This window comes from Vibrio tubiashii ATCC 19109, assembly GCF_000772105.1.
In the GTDB taxonomy this organism is placed as follows: Bacteria; Pseudomonadota; Gammaproteobacteria; order Enterobacterales; family Vibrionaceae; genus Vibrio; species Vibrio tubiashii.
Map to the genome: position 1 here is coordinate 584,225 of NZ_CP009354.1, position 15,244 is coordinate 599,468.

Annotated in this window: 7 protein-coding genes, 4 tRNA genes, 3 rRNA genes and 1 other annotated feature; of the genes, 10 read left to right on the plus strand and 4 right to left on the minus strand. The window is 46.7% G+C overall.

Going from position 1 to position 15,244, the window contains the following annotated elements; translation table 11 throughout:
- Positions 1-145: 145 nt before the first annotated feature.
- From pheA to IX91_RS02785, 4 genes are all read right to left on the minus strand, one after another.
- Complete coding sequence (gene pheA, locus IX91_RS02770) at positions 146-1,324, minus strand: prephenate dehydratase (protein ID WP_004742790.1); 1,179 nt, start codon at positions 1,322-1,324, stop codon at positions 146-148.
- A 13-nt stretch (positions 1,325-1,337) separates the two neighbouring features.
- Positions 1,338-1,458 (minus strand) — a sequence feature (Phe leader region).
- 113 nt (positions 1,459-1,571) lie between these two features.
- Complete coding sequence (gene hpf, locus IX91_RS02775; RefSeq protein WP_004742791.1) at positions 1,572-1,898, minus strand: ribosome hibernation-promoting factor, HPF/YfiA family; 327 nt, start codon at positions 1,896-1,898, stop codon at positions 1,572-1,574.
- A gap of 344 nt (positions 1,899-2,242) precedes the next feature.
- Positions 2,243-3,667, minus strand: coding sequence for an MltF family protein (locus IX91_RS02780; RefSeq protein WP_004742792.1), 1,425 nt, complete (start codon positions 3,665-3,667; stop codon positions 2,243-2,245).
- A gap of 115 nt (positions 3,668-3,782) precedes the next feature.
- Entirely contained in the window at positions 3,783-4,508 is a 726-nt protein-coding gene (locus IX91_RS02785; RefSeq protein WP_004742793.1) for an outer membrane protein assembly factor BamD, read from the minus strand.
- A gap of 135 nt (positions 4,509-4,643) precedes the next feature.
- Between IX91_RS02785 and rluD the strand changes: the two genes are divergently transcribed.
- From rluD to IX91_RS02835, 10 genes are all read left to right on the plus strand, one after another.
- Positions 4,644-5,624 (plus strand): 23S rRNA pseudouridine(1911/1915/1917) synthase RluD, encoded by a 981-nt coding sequence (gene rluD / locus IX91_RS02790; protein WP_004742794.1) that lies wholly within the window; start codon positions 4,644-4,646, stop codon positions 5,622-5,624.
- Positions 5,625-5,628: 4 nt separating this feature from the next.
- Complete coding sequence (gene pgeF, locus IX91_RS02795) at positions 5,629-6,357, plus strand: peptidoglycan editing factor PgeF (protein ID WP_004742795.1); 729 nt, start codon at positions 5,629-5,631, stop codon at positions 6,355-6,357.
- Positions 6,358-6,469: 112 nt separating this feature from the next.
- On the plus strand, positions 6,470-9,043 hold the full coding sequence (clpB, locus tag IX91_RS02800; RefSeq protein WP_004742796.1) for an ATP-dependent chaperone ClpB: 2,574 nt from the start codon (positions 6,470-6,472) through the stop codon (positions 9,041-9,043).
- Positions 9,044-9,591: 548 nt separating this feature from the next.
- A 16S ribosomal RNA gene (locus tag IX91_RS02805) occupies positions 9,592-11,144 on the plus strand.
- A 61-nt stretch (positions 11,145-11,205) separates the two neighbouring features.
- Positions 11,206-11,281 (plus strand) — tRNA-Ala (locus IX91_RS02810).
- Positions 11,282-11,302: 21 nt separating this feature from the next.
- A tRNA-Glu gene (locus tag IX91_RS02815) sits at positions 11,303-11,378 on the plus strand.
- A gap of 276 nt (positions 11,379-11,654) precedes the next feature.
- Positions 11,655-14,544, plus strand: a 23S ribosomal RNA gene (locus IX91_RS02820).
- A gap of 90 nt (positions 14,545-14,634) precedes the next feature.
- Positions 14,635-14,750, plus strand: a 5S ribosomal RNA gene (gene rrf / locus IX91_RS02825).
- Together the 16S, 23S and 5S rRNA genes with 4 tRNA genes alongside form the textbook arrangement of a ribosomal RNA operon.
- Before the next feature lie 31 nt (positions 14,751-14,781).
- Positions 14,782-14,858 (plus strand) — tRNA-Asp (locus IX91_RS02830).
- Between the two features lie 36 nt (positions 14,859-14,894).
- Positions 14,895-14,971 (plus strand) — tRNA-Trp (locus IX91_RS02835).
- Positions 14,972-15,244: the final 273 nt, after the last annotated feature.

Here is a 15,244-nt window from a genome sequence, read left to right on the forward strand (position 1 = left end):
GATAAATCAGAAATGTACTGCTTATCAGAGTCAGTTGGTAAGGGCTGACACAACACTAATATGCAACTAAATATCTGTGATATTAAGAATATTAATAAATTGTGTCAGCTACTAAGTGGTATTTATTTGAGCTATGTAGATATATTTATTGTAGTTTTACTTGTGTTGGTTTCACATTTTCACTCGGATAGCAGCCGAGGACTTTCAGGTGTTTTGTGATCTTAGTGAGCTCGTTAAGTGCTTGCTGCATCGCTTGAGAATCAAGGTGTGCTTCAAGGTCAACATAAAACATCTCTTCCCAAGGGTTGCCCATAATAGGACGCGACTCTAGCTTGGTCATATTGATGCCGTAACGCTGAAGAACCAATAGAGTTTCAACCAGTGAGCCTGCCTCTTGTGACGTCGACATGATCAAGGTTGTTTTCGCCGGAATTTGAGCCGATACCTCGACTGGCTTACGTGCGACGATAATAAAGCGCGTATGGTTTTCTGTCTGATTGGCGATGTTGCCTTGAATCGGCTGCAAGCCATACAATTTTCCACTTGATGCATTACCGATTGCTGCAACGTCCGAGCGATTCATCTCTTTAACTTTACGCATTGCATCTGCGGTACTGGCGCAAGACTCTAGCTTAACACCGTCTAGCTTGCTCAAGAACTCGCTACATTGAGCATGGGGTTGAGGGTGTGAGTAAAGGGTTTTTATCTCTTCTAAACGCAGCTCTGAAGTAGCAACCAAACAGTGCTCAATTGGCAAGGTTAGTTCACCGACGATGTAGAGAGTGGTGTGCTGGAGAAGGTCATACACTTCATTGATTGAGCCTGAGCTAGTATTTTCAATCGGTAACACACCATAGTCTGCGTGGCCAGACTCCACAGTGTGTGTCACTTCTCTGAAGTGTTCGCAGTTCAGTTCAATCAGTTCAGTGTTCTTGCGGCTGAAATACTCTCGACTTGCAAGGTGGGAGTATGAGCCTTTTGAACCGAGGAAAGCGACGCGAGCGAGTGGCTTGCGGCTCAATTCAGGGTTCGCCAAGTTTTGTAGGTATGACTGTTGAAGGAGGACTGAGTCTTCAATAATAGTATGGAAAAGTTTGGTGATGTACTGAGCATCAAGCTGGTACTTTTGGTGACCATTATTGATTAGCTTAACCAAAAGTTGCTGTTCACGATCGGCATCGCGAACAGGTTTTGAGGTTTGTACTTTGCTTTTTGCTACTTCAATACTCATTTGGCGACGCTCAGACAGGAGCTGGAGCAGTTGGTCGTCCAGTTCGTTTAAACGCAGTCGTATTTCATCAAGTGAGTATTTTTGGTCAGTCATCCTGGTATTCCTTATAAAAAAAGCCTCCCTTTGGGAGGCTTTCTGTTCGTTTTTGACTTATCTTTCGAAAACGCGAGAGCCTCCAAGCTTAGTGGAGAAAAAAGAAGTCAAAAACGAACAGAGTGGTTTGGTGCATAATAATCAACTAAGTAGTGAACCCTTGAACACAATAAGCAACACGCTATAGGGCGTCAAGCAAAAAAATAGCGCCAATTGGCGCTATTTTTACAATCCTTTAGATTTGGCTTTATTCAGCTTCTTCCTCAAGCTCTGGCTTCTCGGTACGGCGTGCTTCTGGCTTGTGGAGTAGTTTGTTTAGCTGACGTTCTAGTTTCTGTTCTACCTCGTTAACGGCAGCGTATAAATCTTCGTGAGTGGCGGACGCAATAAGCTGTCCTTTAGGTACGGTGATTACAGCTTCAAATTTCTTCTGCTTGTTCGGCTCCTCGCTGAAGCTTGCCTGACAACCGATAATGTCTACTTGCCACTTTTCTAACTTTTTAAATTTGCTCTCAATGTGATTGCGGATTGCAGAGGTGATGTCGATATTTTTACCAGTGATGTTTACTTTCATAGATGTTTTCCTCTGTGTCATCCCTCATGGGTTAACTCCAGATTACTTATCCAAGGCTAAAAAGATGTGATCCAAATCACCTTTTTGCGGGTGTTTTTAGGCGTTGAAATTAAACGTGATCTATCTCAAATACTAGCTTGATTATGAGTCGAAAAAGCTTGTGTCACGAGAAAATCTCATTAGATTGGGAGAGGTAACACGCTAAAATTCAACTGTTTTTTAGGGACTTCCTGCGACCTAATAAAAACACTTGATTGCGAATTAACCATCTACAAAATGTGAATTAAATTCCATTTTCTTATCCGCTCACAATTCTGTCTCTTTGCTGTTAGCTTGCAACCTTGTTAAGGCTGTTCTGCCACTCTGTTTAGCGCGGCTTGATTTTCCCTTATTAGCCTCAGCGAATTGAGTTGCTTGTAGATAATGAAATAGCGATTGATGTTAGAAACGTAATGCACGGGTTCTCTTCCTATGTTTCTTCTCGCCATGATTTCAACATTACGAAACCACTTATTCGGGTCATAACCATTCTTTTCTGCCAGTCGGCGCATCTTGCGAATATTAGCGGGGCCTGCGTTATAGGCCGCAAGCGCGAAGTAGACTTGATCTTCAGGCAAGATATGTTGTTCGCTAAAGTAGCGGTCTTTAATAAATCGCATGTATTTCACACCGGCATGGATGTTGTTATCGACTTGATAGATATCCGGAATATTGACGTTAGGGTCTTTCGCTGTGCTGGGTAAAACTTGCATAACGCCTACCGCGCCTTTGTGCGAAACCTTGCTTTGATCTAGCCCTGATTCTTGAAAGCCTTGTGCCGAGATCATCAATGAGTCGAAACTGTATTGATCTGAATAGAGCTCGAAGATAGGCGTTAGGGATTCAAGTTTGTTGATGTGGTTAGGGTTTAAGATTCGTTTAAGCCATTGAGTGTTACCTAAGTACTTACCATAAATAACATTACCGAGAAGGGTGCCAGAGCGATAATCTTTGAGGTATTGGTTTACAAAGGCTTCTAGCTTAGGGCTATCTTTACGCATTGCCCAAGCGATCTGTCCTTCTTCACGCAGTGGAATATTGGCGTGAATCTGGATGTTCTCCATCACCTTTAACCACAGCTCGGTCTTGTGGCTATCGAGTATGGTTGCGGGAATATGTCCTTGGTTGATCATCTCAACCAGTTCGTAGTCTTGTAGTGTCTCTTCAATAAATCGAATTGTGATGGGCTGTAAAGATTGGCTATCGAGTTGTTGGTTAAGCTTTTGTAGGCTTTCAAAATAACTGGAGCTTGCGCGAACCCATACTTCTTGTCCGCTCAATTGTTCCAACGAAAGAATCGGTTCAATGGCATTATGGGTAACCAGTAGCTCCTGCACGCCTTTTAAAACAGGGGCACTAAAATCGATTTTTTCTAGCCTTGATTGGGTAATGGTTAGGTTGGCGACAACTAAATCGCCGTATCCCTGCTCAAGGGATGGAATTAACTCGTCTCGATGGACGGGAATAATTTGCAAGTTGAAGTAAGAAGAGCGTTGACGCAGCTCTTTTTCAAAGTGATAGAGAAGTTCTGCGAGTATCCCTTTGGGTTTACCTCCTTCAACATAGTAAAAACCCAAATCAGCAGCGACGAGAACTCTGATGACGCCTTTCTTTTCAAGCGCAGGAAGATCGCCAAAATAAGGTTGTTTCTTTAATGGCGACAAAGAAAGAGCTTGAGCGCACTGGATAGAAAGGAAGATTAATAAAACGGAAACAACTGCTCGCAGCATGACGGACCTCTAAACAACATTGATTAAAATGTAGTTGTAAAGTGGTGCAGGTGCAAAAATTAGGCATAAAAAAAGCGCCATACGATAAAGGCGCTTCTTCTATTAAATTAGCAAGTTACTGAGGGTTTAGCTCGATGAGCTCCTCAGTTCGTTTAACCGCATCTTCTAAACCTAGTTGCTGATAGGCTTCAAGCTGAATTTCTAAAGACTTACGTGCTGCTTCTGTATCTGGGTAAGTCTTTTGTAGTTCTTGAGTACGATTAATCGCAGCAATCCAAGCTTCACGACGCAGGTAAAAATCCGCCGTTGCTAAGTCGTAATTCGCTAATCGATTTTTAAGTGCGTACATACGTTTTTGTGCATCTTCTGCATATGGGCTTGCAGGGTAACGCTCAAGTAGCTTCTTAAAGTCAGCAAATGCTTTTTTCACGGGCTCTGGATCGCGATCGCTACGATCCATGTTAAATACGTCATGCATAAAGTTACGATCTTGCGCCATATGAGTAAGGCCGCGCATATAAAGTACCCAATCTAATTTTTCATGGGTTGGGTTGAGGCGCATAAAGCGTTCAATTGTTGCTAAGCCTAGCGCTAAGTCGTCATTTTTGTAGTAGGCATAGATAAGGTCAAGTTGCACCTGCTCTGAGTAAGCACCAAATGGGTAGCGAGAATCTAGCGCTTCCAGTTTGCTAATTGCAGTCAGCCAGTTACCACTTTGAAGCGAAACCTGTGCTTCTGAGTAAAGCTCAGATGGTGGCACATCTGGCACAACTTCTTCGCTGCTAGAGCAGCCTACCAGTACGGATAATGCCAACAAACCAGATAAAGTATGCTTTTTCATGTCAGGATTCGATTCCTTGAGATAAATATTTCTGTTGCTTCCGTTACTTTCTGTGGCGTAACAGATACAATGTCCAAATAGTATATTTTTCCACAGTAGTGACAATTAGTCTCACAGTTTTTAAAAAAGTTCGATATGGCTCAGCAGATTGAATTAACAAATACAGTAAAAGATAGCCAATTAGGTCAGCGTTTAGACCAAGCTATCGCCGAATTATTCGCCGACTTCTCACGTTCTCGCCTCAAAGAATGGCTCCTGAATGGTAAAGTTCAAGTGAACGGAGAGGTAATCACCAAGCCACGCACCAAAGTGATGGGCGGCGAAGAGATTACTCTGCAAGCGGAACTTGAAGATGAAGAGCGTTGGGAAGCGCAAGATATTCCATTAGACATCGTTTATGAAGATGACGACATCATGGTGATCAATAAGCCTCGTGGTTTTGTAGTTCACCCGGGTGCCGGAACGCCAGATGGTACTGTGCTCAACGCATTGCTCCATCATTATCCTGATATCGCGGAAGTCCCGCGTGCGGGTATCGTGCATCGTCTTGATAAAGACACCACAGGCTTGATGGTGGTTGCAAAGACAGTTCCTGCTCAAACACGTTTGGTTCGCGCCCTTCAGAAAAAGCGTAACTTCGTTCGTGAGTATGAAGCGATTGCAATCGGCCGTATGACCGCGGGTGGTCGTGTTGAACAACCAATTGGTCGACACTCGACGAAACGTACCTTGATGGCAGTAAGCCCAATGGGTAAACCGGCAATCACGCATTATCGAGTAGCGGAACATTTCCGCGAGCATACTCGCATTCGTCTTCGCCTAGAAACCGGACGTACTCACCAAATCCGTGTTCATATGTCTTATCTGCAGCATCCACTTCTAGGTGACACTGCATACGGTGGTCGTGCTCGTATACCAAGCGGAGCTTCGCAAGAGTTGGCAGAACACATTCGCTCTTTTGACCGCCAAGCTCTGCATGCGGTGATGCTTAAGTTCGAACACCCAATCACGGGTGAAGAAGTTGAGTTCCACGCACCAGTGCCTGACGACATGGTAGAAATGGCAGAAGCACTTCGCCAAGATACCCGTGAGCATGGCTTAGAAGACGAGTACTAAACCTATGGATCTGATCGTTCCTAACTGGCCAGTTGCAAAACAGATTAAAGCCCTTGCTTCGACGCGATGTGACGGCTTTTCGACTGGCGTGTACCAAGGTTTGAACTTAGGTACTCATGTTGGGGACGAACTGGCAAAGGTTGAACAGAATCGTCAATGGCTCACAGAACAGGCAAACATGCCAAGTGCGCCTGTTTGGCTCAATCAAACTCATTCGACAGTCGTTGAAGAGGTGAATGCTCCAACCCGTCAGGTGCTAAATGCTGATGGAGTTTTCACTTCCACTACTAATGTTGTCTGCTCGGCAATGACAGCGGATTGTTTACCTGTGCTGCTAACCAATGTTCAGGGAACGCAAGTTGCTGCTGTTCATGCTGGATGGCGTGGGCTTGCCAGCGGCATTGTTGAAAATGCGGTTGAAAAGTTTGATGGTGAAGTCATGGCCTGGATTGGACCTGCTATCGGTGCTCAAGTATTCGAGGTAGGTAAAGATGTTGTTGACGCCTTCGTTTCTGTCGAAGCAAAGGCGATGGCGGCATTTATTCCACGCAAGCAAGAAGGGAAGTGGCTAGCTGATATGAATCAACTGGTTACGCAAAGATTGCAACGAGCAGGAGTGAATCAAGTTTATTACAGCGAACTGTGTACTTTTGAAGATGCAGAGCGCTTTTACTCCTATCGTCGCGATGGGGTAACTGGGCGCCAAGCGACATTTATCTGGATTGAAAATTAATCGTCTGTTTTCATAGCGGAAACAGACTCTCTCCCCTTGAAATTCCCGCCTAGCGTATCCATCTTTCATACTGATTAGTTAATTTTTTCTCAGTTGAGGTAGGAAGGTAGGTATGCGTCTTGACAGATTTACTAGCAAATTCCAAATCGCTATATCTGACGCTCAATCATTGGCTTTAGGCCGAGATCATCAATACATCGAACCTGTGCATCTAATGGTGGCACTGATGGATCAAAATGGCAGCCCAATTCGCCCACTTTTGACCATGCTTAATGTTGATGTTACCCATTTACGCTCTAAGTTAAGCGAAATTCTAGACCGATTACCTAAAGTGAGTGGTATCGGTGGGGATGTGCAGCTATCGAGTGCGATGGGCACCATGTTTAACTTGTGCGATAAAGTTGCACAGAAACGTCAAGATGCTTATATCTCATCTGAAGTATTCCTGCTTGCCGCCTTAGAAGATAAGGGGGCTTTAGGCGCTCTGCTAAAAGAACTGGGTCTAACAGAGGCTAATGTTGCTGAAGCAATAGATAAAGTTCGTGGTGGACAAAAAATCAATGACCCAAACGCTGAAGAGTTACGCCAAGCTTTAGAGAAGTTCACCATCGATCTCACGGAGCGTGCAGAGCAAGGTAAGCTTGACCCCGTTATCGGCCGTGATGACGAGATTCGTCGTACGATCCAAGTCTTGCAGCGCCGAACCAAAAACAATCCGGTGATTATTGGTGAACCTGGTGTTGGTAAAACAGCAATTGTTGAAGGTCTTGCTCAGCGAATCATTAATAACGAAGTGCCTGAAGGTCTTCGTGGTCGCCGGGTACTCTCTTTAGATATGGGCGCACTGGTGGCTGGGGCTAAGTATCGCGGCGAGTTTGAAGAACGCCTTAAGTCGGTATTGAATGAACTGTCTAAAGAAGAGGGTAACGTCATCCTCTTTATTGATGAAATTCATACCATGGTTGGAGCAGGTAAAGGTGAAGGCTCGATGGATGCAGGCAATATGCTTAAACCTGCACTTGCCCGTGGTGAGCTTCACTGTGTTGGCGCGACGACACTGGACGAATATCGACAATATATAGAGAAAGACCCTGCGCTTGAGCGCCGCTTCCAAAAAGTGATCGTTGATGAGCCGAGTGTAGAAGATACCGTAGCGATTTTACGTGGCTTGAAGGAACGCTATGAGCTTCACCACCATGTAGAGATAACTGACCCTGCGATTGTAGCGGCTGCAAGCCTATCTCATCGTTACGTCTCTGATCGTCAGCTTCCGGATAAAGCGATTGACCTTATTGATGAGGCGGCTTCGAGCATCCGCATGCAGATCGACTCTAAACCAGAATCGCTCGACAAGTTAGAACGCAAGATCATTCAGCTTAAGATTGAACAGCAAGCCCTAACCAATGAACATGATGACGCAAGTGAAAAGCGTCTAACCATCTTAAATGATGAATTGGCCGAGAAAGAGCGCGCGTTTGCCGAACTTGAAGAAGTTTGGAATGCAGAAAAAGCGGCCTTGTCTGGTACTCAACATATTAAGTCGGAGTTAGAACAAGCACGAATGGATATGGAGTTTGCTCGCCGTGCGGGTGACCTCAATAGAATGTCCGAGCTTCAATATGGCCGTATTCCAGAACTCGAAAAGCAGCTCGATCTTGCGACTCAGGCAGAAATGCAAGAGATGACTTTATTACGTAATAAAGTCACGGATAACGAAATCGCTGATGTTTTGTCGAAGCAAACAGGTATTCCTGTGTCTAAGATGCTTGAAGCAGAGAAAGAAAAACTGCTGCGTATGGAAGATGTGCTGCACAAACGTGTTATTGGTCAAACTGAAGCCGTTGAAGTTGTGGCGAATGCGATTCGTCGCAGCCGAGCAGGCTTATCCGATCCAAATCAACCCATTGGCTCATTCTTATTCTTAGGTCCAACAGGCGTTGGTAAAACGGAACTATGCAAAACGTTAGCAAGCTTTATGTTTGATAGTGAAGATGCAATGGTACGTATCGACATGTCCGAGTTTATGGAGAAACACTCCGTTGCTCGTTTAGTCGGTGCGCCCCCTGGTTATGTTGGCTATGAAGAGGGCGGTTACTTAACAGAGGCCGTTCGTCGTAAGCCATATTCAGTGATCTTGTTAGATGAAGTAGAGAAGGCGCATCCAGACGTTTTCAATATATTGCTACAAGTGCTAGATGATGGTCGTCTCACCGATGGACAAGGTCGAACGGTCGATTTCCGTAATACCGTTGTTATCATGACCTCCAACTTGGGCTCAACTCGAATTCAAGAAAACTTTGGTTCTTTGGATTATCAGGGAATGAAAGAGCAGGTGATGGATGTGGTCGGCAAGCATTTCCGCCCAGAGTTCCTTAATCGTGTTGATGAAAGTGTTGTCTTCCATCCATTAGGTCAGGACCACATCAAGTCAATAGCCTCTATTCAATTGGAACGTTTATCTAAGAGAATGGAAGAGAAAGGTTATTCACTCGATGTTTCTGATAAAGCGCTAGATCTGATTGCTCAAGTGGGCTTTGATCCTGTGTATGGTGCAAGACCACTTAAAAGAGCTATTCAGCAGAGCGTAGAAAATCCATTAGCTAAAGCAATTCTAGCTGGGAAAGTCATACCGGATAAACCGGTCAAACTACTGGTGAACAACGATCAGATTATCGCGCATCAGTAAATCTACAGGTTGAACAAGAAAAAGAGCCCTGTTTATGGGCTCTTTTGTTTTCTTTTTAGACTTATTGTTCGTTTGCTGAGCGAACGGATTAAAGTTGGTGATTTTTTTTGATTTTGCTCTTGTGCTTCAAAGCTAACTCTCTATAATGCGCCTCCGTTGTCAGGGGATACCGAGCTGAAAAGCAATGACAACTGAGACGGTGAAAGTTAAGCATTAACTTTCGAAGAAATAACGAAAAAAGTGTTTGACACTGGAAGTTATATCGATAAAATGGCCGTCCGTTTTGAGCAGAGCCCAAAACGAAGTTCTTTAAAAATATAGACCTATCAATCTGTGTGGGCACTCGTTGATGATAATCCAATTAGAAATTTCTCTAAATAAAGAGGGGTTTCAAATTAGGTTTCAATGATACGAAGTGACCATTCGAATTGGGAAGCAGCCTTGAGCTGTTTTGTTTTGCTTTTTCAAAAGTGAAAACCAATAAGAGCACAGTCAATTCAAACATTACTTTATGTAATGTTCAGTATTCATTGAGCCGACAAAATCTTAAATTGAAGAGTTTGATCATGGCTCAGATTGAACGCTGGCGGCAGGCCTAACACATGCAAGTCGAGCGGAAACGAGTTAACTGAACCTTCGGGGAACGTTAACGGCGTCGAGCGGCGGACGGGTGAGTAATGCCTGGGAAATTGCCCTGATGTGGGGGATAACCATTGGAAACGATGGCTAATACCGCATAATAGCTTCGGCTCAAAGAGGGGGACCTTCGGGCCTCTCGCGTCAGGATATGCCCAGGTGGGATTAGCTAGTTGGTGAGGTAAGGGCTCACCAAGGCGACGATCCCTAGCTGGTCTGAGAGGATGATCAGCCACACTGGAACTGAGACACGGTCCAGACTCCTACGGGAGGCAGCAGTGGGGAATATTGCACAATGGGCGCAAGCCTGATGCAGCCATGCCGCGTGTATGAAGAAGGCCTTCGGGTTGTAAAGTACTTTCAGCAGTGAGGAAGGTGGTAGTGTTAATAGCACTATCATTTGACGTTAGCTGCAGAAGAAGCACCGGCTAACTCCGTGCCAGCAGCCGCGGTAATACGGAGGGTGCGAGCGTTAATCGGAATTACTGGGCGTAAAGCGCATGCAGGTGGTTTGTTAAGTCAGATGTGAAAGCCCGGGGCTCAACCTCGGAATTGCATTTGAAACTGGCAGACTAGAGTACTGTAGAGGGGGGTAGAATTTCAGGTGTAGCGGTGAAATGCGTAGAGATCTGAAGGAATACCGGTGGCGAAGGCGGCCCCCTGGACAGATACTGACACTCAGATGCGAAAGCGTGGGGAGCAAACAGGATTAGATACCCTGGTAGTCCACGCCGTAAACGATGTCTACTTGGAGGTTGTGGCCTTGAGCCGTGGCTTTCGGAGCTAACGCGTTAAGTAGACCGCCTGGGGAGTACGGTCGCAAGATTAAAACTCAAATGAATTGACGGGGGCCCGCACAAGCGGTGGAGCATGTGGTTTAATTCGATGCAACGCGAAGAACCTTACCTACTCTTGACATCCAGAGAACTTTCCAGAGATGGATTGGTGCCTTCGGGAACTCTGAGACAGGTGCTGCATGGCTGTCGTCAGCTCGTGTTGTGAAATGTTGGGTTAAGTCCCGCAACGAGCGCAACCCTTATCCTTGTTTGCCAGCGAGTAATGTCGGGAACTCCAGGGAGACTGCCGGTGATAAACCGGAGGAAGGTGGGGACGACGTCAAGTCATCATGGCCCTTACGAGTAGGGCTACACACGTGCTACAATGGCGCATACAGAGGGCAGCCAACTTGCGAAAGTGAGCGAATCCCAAAAAGTGCGTCGTAGTCCGGATTGGAGTCTGCAACTCGACTCCATGAAGTCGGAATCGCTAGTAATCGTGGATCAGAATGCCACGGTGAATACGTTCCCGGGCCTTGTACACACCGCCCGTCACACCATGGGAGTGGGCTGCAAAAGAAGTGGGTAGTTTAACCTTCGGGAGGACGCTCACCACTTTGTGGTTCATGACTGGGGTGAAGTCGTAACAAGGTAGCCCTAGGGGAACCTGGGGCTGGATCACCTCCTTATACGATGATTACTCACGATGAGTGTCCACACAGATTGATATGTCTTTATTAGAGCTTTGAAGGGGCTATAGCTCAGCTGGGAGAGCGCTTCGCTGGCAGCGAAGAGGTCATCGGTTCGATCCCGATTAGCTCCACCAATTTCCGTCTGGAAATTCAGTGTCCCGTTCGTCTAGAGGCCTAGGACACCGCCCTTTCACGGCGGTAACAGGGGTTCGACTCCCCTACGGGATACCATCTTTAAGCATTCTTATGAGTGTGTTTAAAAATGGTTACCTCATTGAGGTGATTTGCTCTTTAACAATTTGGAAAGCTGACGAATAACAACAATCCCCATCTCTATGAGATGCGTTGTTATTCAAATTAAAAGTTCTCAAATCCTAAAACTATGTTTTAGGTACCAACACACATTCAAGTGTTCTTGGAAATTTGAGTCCGGCAAAATCGTGTCTGCACATGTATAAAAATGCAGACAACTTTGGTTGTTTAAACAGAGACCCTTTGGGGTTGTATGGTTAAGTGACTAAGCGTACACGGTGGATGCCTTGGCAGTCAGAGGCGATGAAAGACGTAGTAACTTGCGATAAGCCCAGATTAGGTAGTAACAACCATTTGAGTCTGGGATTTCTGAATGGGGAAACCCAACTGCATAAGCAGTTACTGTTAACTGAATACATAGGTTAACAGGGCGAACCGGGGGAACTGAAACATCTAAGTACCCCGAGGAAAAGAAATCAACCGAGATTCCGAAAGTAGCGGCGAGCGAAATTGGACTAGCCCTTAAGCTTTTAATGAGACAGGTGAATGAGCTGGAAAGCTCAGCGATACAGGGTGATAGCCCCGTAACCGACATCTCATCATCAGTGAAATCGAGTAGGGCGGGACACGTGATATCCTGTCTGAATATGGGGGGACCATCCTCCAAGGCTAAATACTACTGACTGACCGATAGTGAACCAGTACCGTGAGGGAAAGGCGAAAAGAACCCCTGTGAGGGGAGTGAAATAGAACCTGAAACCGTGTACGTACAAGCAGTAGGAGCACCTTCGTGGTGTGACTGCGTACCTTTTGTATAATGGGTCAGCGACTTATATTCAGTAGCAAGGTTAACCATCTAGGGGAGCCGTAGAGAAATCGAGTCTTAACTGGGCGTCGAGTTGCTGGATATAGACCCGAAACCAGGTGATCTAGCCATGGGCAGGTTGAAGGTTGAGTAACATCAACTGGAGGACCGAACCGACTAATGTTGAAAAATTAGCGGATGACTTGTGGCTAGGGGTGAAAGGCCAATCAAACCTGGAGATAGCTGGTTCTCCCCGAAATCTATTTAGGTAGAGCCTCGGACGAATACTACTGGGGGTAGAGCACTGTTAAGGCTAGGGGGTCATCCCGACTTACCAACCCTTTGCAAACTCCGAATACCAGTAAGTACTATCCGGGAGACACACGGCGGGTGCTAACGTCCGTCGTGGAGAGGGAAACAACCCAGACCGCCAGCTAAGGTCCCAAATTATAGCTAAGTGGGAAACGATGTGGGAAGGCTTAGACAGCTAGGATGTTGGCTTAGAAGCAGCCATCATTTAAAGAAAGCGTAATAGCTCACTAGTCGAGTCGGCCTGCGCGGAAGATGTAACGGGGCTAAGCTATAAACCGAAGCTGCGGCAATGCGATTTATCGTATTGGGTAGGGGAGCGTTCTGTAAGCCGTTGAAGGTGGATTGTAAAGTCTGCTGGAGGTATCAGAAGTGCGAATGCTGACATGAGTAACGATAAAGGGGGTGAAAAACCTCCTCGCCGGAAGACCAAGGGTTCCTGTCCAACGTTAATCGGGGCAGGGTAAGTCGACCCCTAAGGCGAGGCCGAAAGGCGTAGTCGATGGGAAACGGGTTAATATTCCCGTACTTCTTACAATTGCGATGGGGGGACGGAGAAGGCTAGGTGGGCCTGGCGACGGTTGTCCAGGTTCAAGTGCGTAGGCTTGAGAGTTAGGTAAATCCGGCTCTCTTTAAGGCTGAGACACGATGTCGAGCTACTACGGTAGTGAAGTCATTGATGCCATGCTTCCAGGAAAAGCCTCTAAGCTTCAGATTGTAAGGAATCGTACCCCAAACCGACACAGGTGGTCGGGTAGAGAATACCAAGGCGCTTGAGAGAACTCGGGTGAAGGAACTAGGCAAAATGGTACCGTAACTTCGGGAGAAGGTACGCTCTTGACGGTGAAGTCCCTTGCGGATGGAGCTATTGAGAGTCGCAGATACCAGGTGGCTGCAACTGTTTATTAAAAACACAGCACTGTGCAAAATCGTAAGATGACGTATACGGTGTGACGCCTGCCCGGTGCCGGAAGGTTAATTGATGGGGTTAGACGTAAGTCGAAGCTCTTGATCGAAGCCCCGGTAAACGGCGGCCGTAACTATAACGGTCCTAAGGTAGCGAAATTCCTTGTCGGGTAAGTTCCGACCTGCACGAATGGCGTAATGATGGCCACGCTGTCTCCACCCGAGACTCAGTGAAATTGAAATCGCTGTGAAGATGCAGTGTACCCGCGGCTAGACGGAAAGACCCCGTGAACCTTTACTACAGCTTGGCACTGAACATTGACCCTACATGTGTAGGATAGGTGGGAGGCTTTGAAACCGGTACGCCAGTATCGGTGGAGCCGTCCTTGAAATACCACCCTTGTAGTGTTGATGTTCTAACTTAGACCCGTTATCCGGGTTGAGGACAGTGCCTGGTGGGTAGTTTGACTGGGGCGGTCTCCTCCCAAAGAGTAACGGAGGAGCACGAAGGTGGGCTAATCACGGTTGGACATCGTGAGGTTAGTGCAATGGCATAAGCCCGCTTGACTGCGAGAATGACAATTCGAGCAGGTGCGAAAGCAGGTCATAGTGATCCGGTGGTTCTGTATGGAAGGGCCATCGCTCAACGGATAAAAGGTACTCCGGGGATAACAGGCTGATACCGCCCAAGAGTTCATATCGACGGCGGTGTTTGGCACCTCGATGTCGGCTCATCACATCCTGGGGCTGAAGTCGGTCCCAAGGGTATGGCTGTTCGCCATTTAAAGTGGTACGCGAGCTGGGTTTAGAACGTCGTGAGACAGTTCGGTCCCTATCTGCCGTGGGCGTTGGAAGATTGAAGGGGGCTGCTCCTAGTACGAGAGGACCGGAGTGGACGAACCTCTGGTGTTCGGGTTGTGTCGCCAGACGCATTGCCCGGTAGCTAAGTTCGGAATCGATAACCGCTGAAAGCATCTAAGCGGGAAGCGAGCCCTGAGATGAGTCTTCCCTGACCCCTTGAGGGTCCTAAAGGGTTGTTCGAGACTAGAACGTTGATAGGCAGGGTGTGTAAGCGTTGTGAGGCGTTGAGCTAACCTGTACTAATTGCCCGTGAGGCTTAACCATACAACACCCAAAGGGTTTTGATGGACTCAAAGCAAGAACTTTGAATGTGTAATTACAGAACTTAAAACAGCTTTCCGAATTAAGAATTTGCTTGGCGACCATAGCGATTTGGACCCACCTGATTCCATGCCGAACTCAGAAGTGAAACGAATTAGCGCCGATGGTAGTGTGGGGCTTCCCCATGTGAGAGTAGGACATCGCCAGGCTTTAAATTTAGACTTAGAGTCTAACCAGTGCGGAGCGGTAGTTCAGTTGGTTAGAATACCGGCCTGTCACGCCGGGGGTCGCGGGTTCGAGTCCCGTCCGCTCCGCCACTTATTTAGAGAGTCGTCTCATTAAACACGAACTACAGGGGTGTAGCTCCAATTGGCAGAGCAGCGGATTCCAAATCCGCGTGTTGGGAGTTCGAATCTCTCCACCCCTGCCATATTCGAAAGCCTCAGCAGAAATGCTGAGGCTTTTTTTCGTATGCGAGCTTCAAAGCAAAGCAGCGGATTCCGCCACTACCAAAGACGCGCGTGTTTCAAGTTCGAGTCTTTCCATCCTTGGCATCTTCGAAAGCCTCAGCAGAAATGCTGAGGCTTTTTTCGTATGCGTGTCAAACCAAAGTAGCGGATTCCCCCAATACCAAAACATGCGCGTGTTGGGAGTTTGAATTTGTCCACCCCTGCCATATTCTAGAGCCTTTTTCTTTGTAGCA

What these genes read in the sequence shown, in the direction of transcription:
- pheA (WP_004742790.1), bottom strand. Translation starts at nt 1,324, where the DNA reads ATGACTGACCAAAAATACTCACTTGATGAAATACGACTGCGTTTAAAC.
- hpf (WP_004742791.1), bottom strand. Translation starts at nt 1,898, where the DNA reads ATGAAAGTAAACATCACTGGTAAAAATATCGACATCACCTCTGCAATC.
- IX91_RS02780 (WP_004742792.1), bottom strand. Translation starts at nt 3,667, where the DNA reads ATGCTGCGAGCAGTTGTTTCCGTTTTATTAATCTTCCTTTCTATCCAG.
- IX91_RS02785 (WP_004742793.1), bottom strand. Translation starts at nt 4,508, where the DNA reads ATGAAAAAGCATACTTTATCTGGTTTGTTGGCATTATCCGTACTGGTA.
- rluD (WP_004742794.1), top strand. Translation starts at nt 4,644, where the DNA reads ATGGCTCAGCAGATTGAATTAACAAATACAGTAAAAGATAGCCAATTA.
- pgeF (WP_004742795.1), top strand. Translation starts at nt 5,629, where the DNA reads ATGGATCTGATCGTTCCTAACTGGCCAGTTGCAAAACAGATTAAAGCC.
- clpB (WP_004742796.1), top strand. Translation starts at nt 6,470, where the DNA reads ATGCGTCTTGACAGATTTACTAGCAAATTCCAAATCGCTATATCTGAC.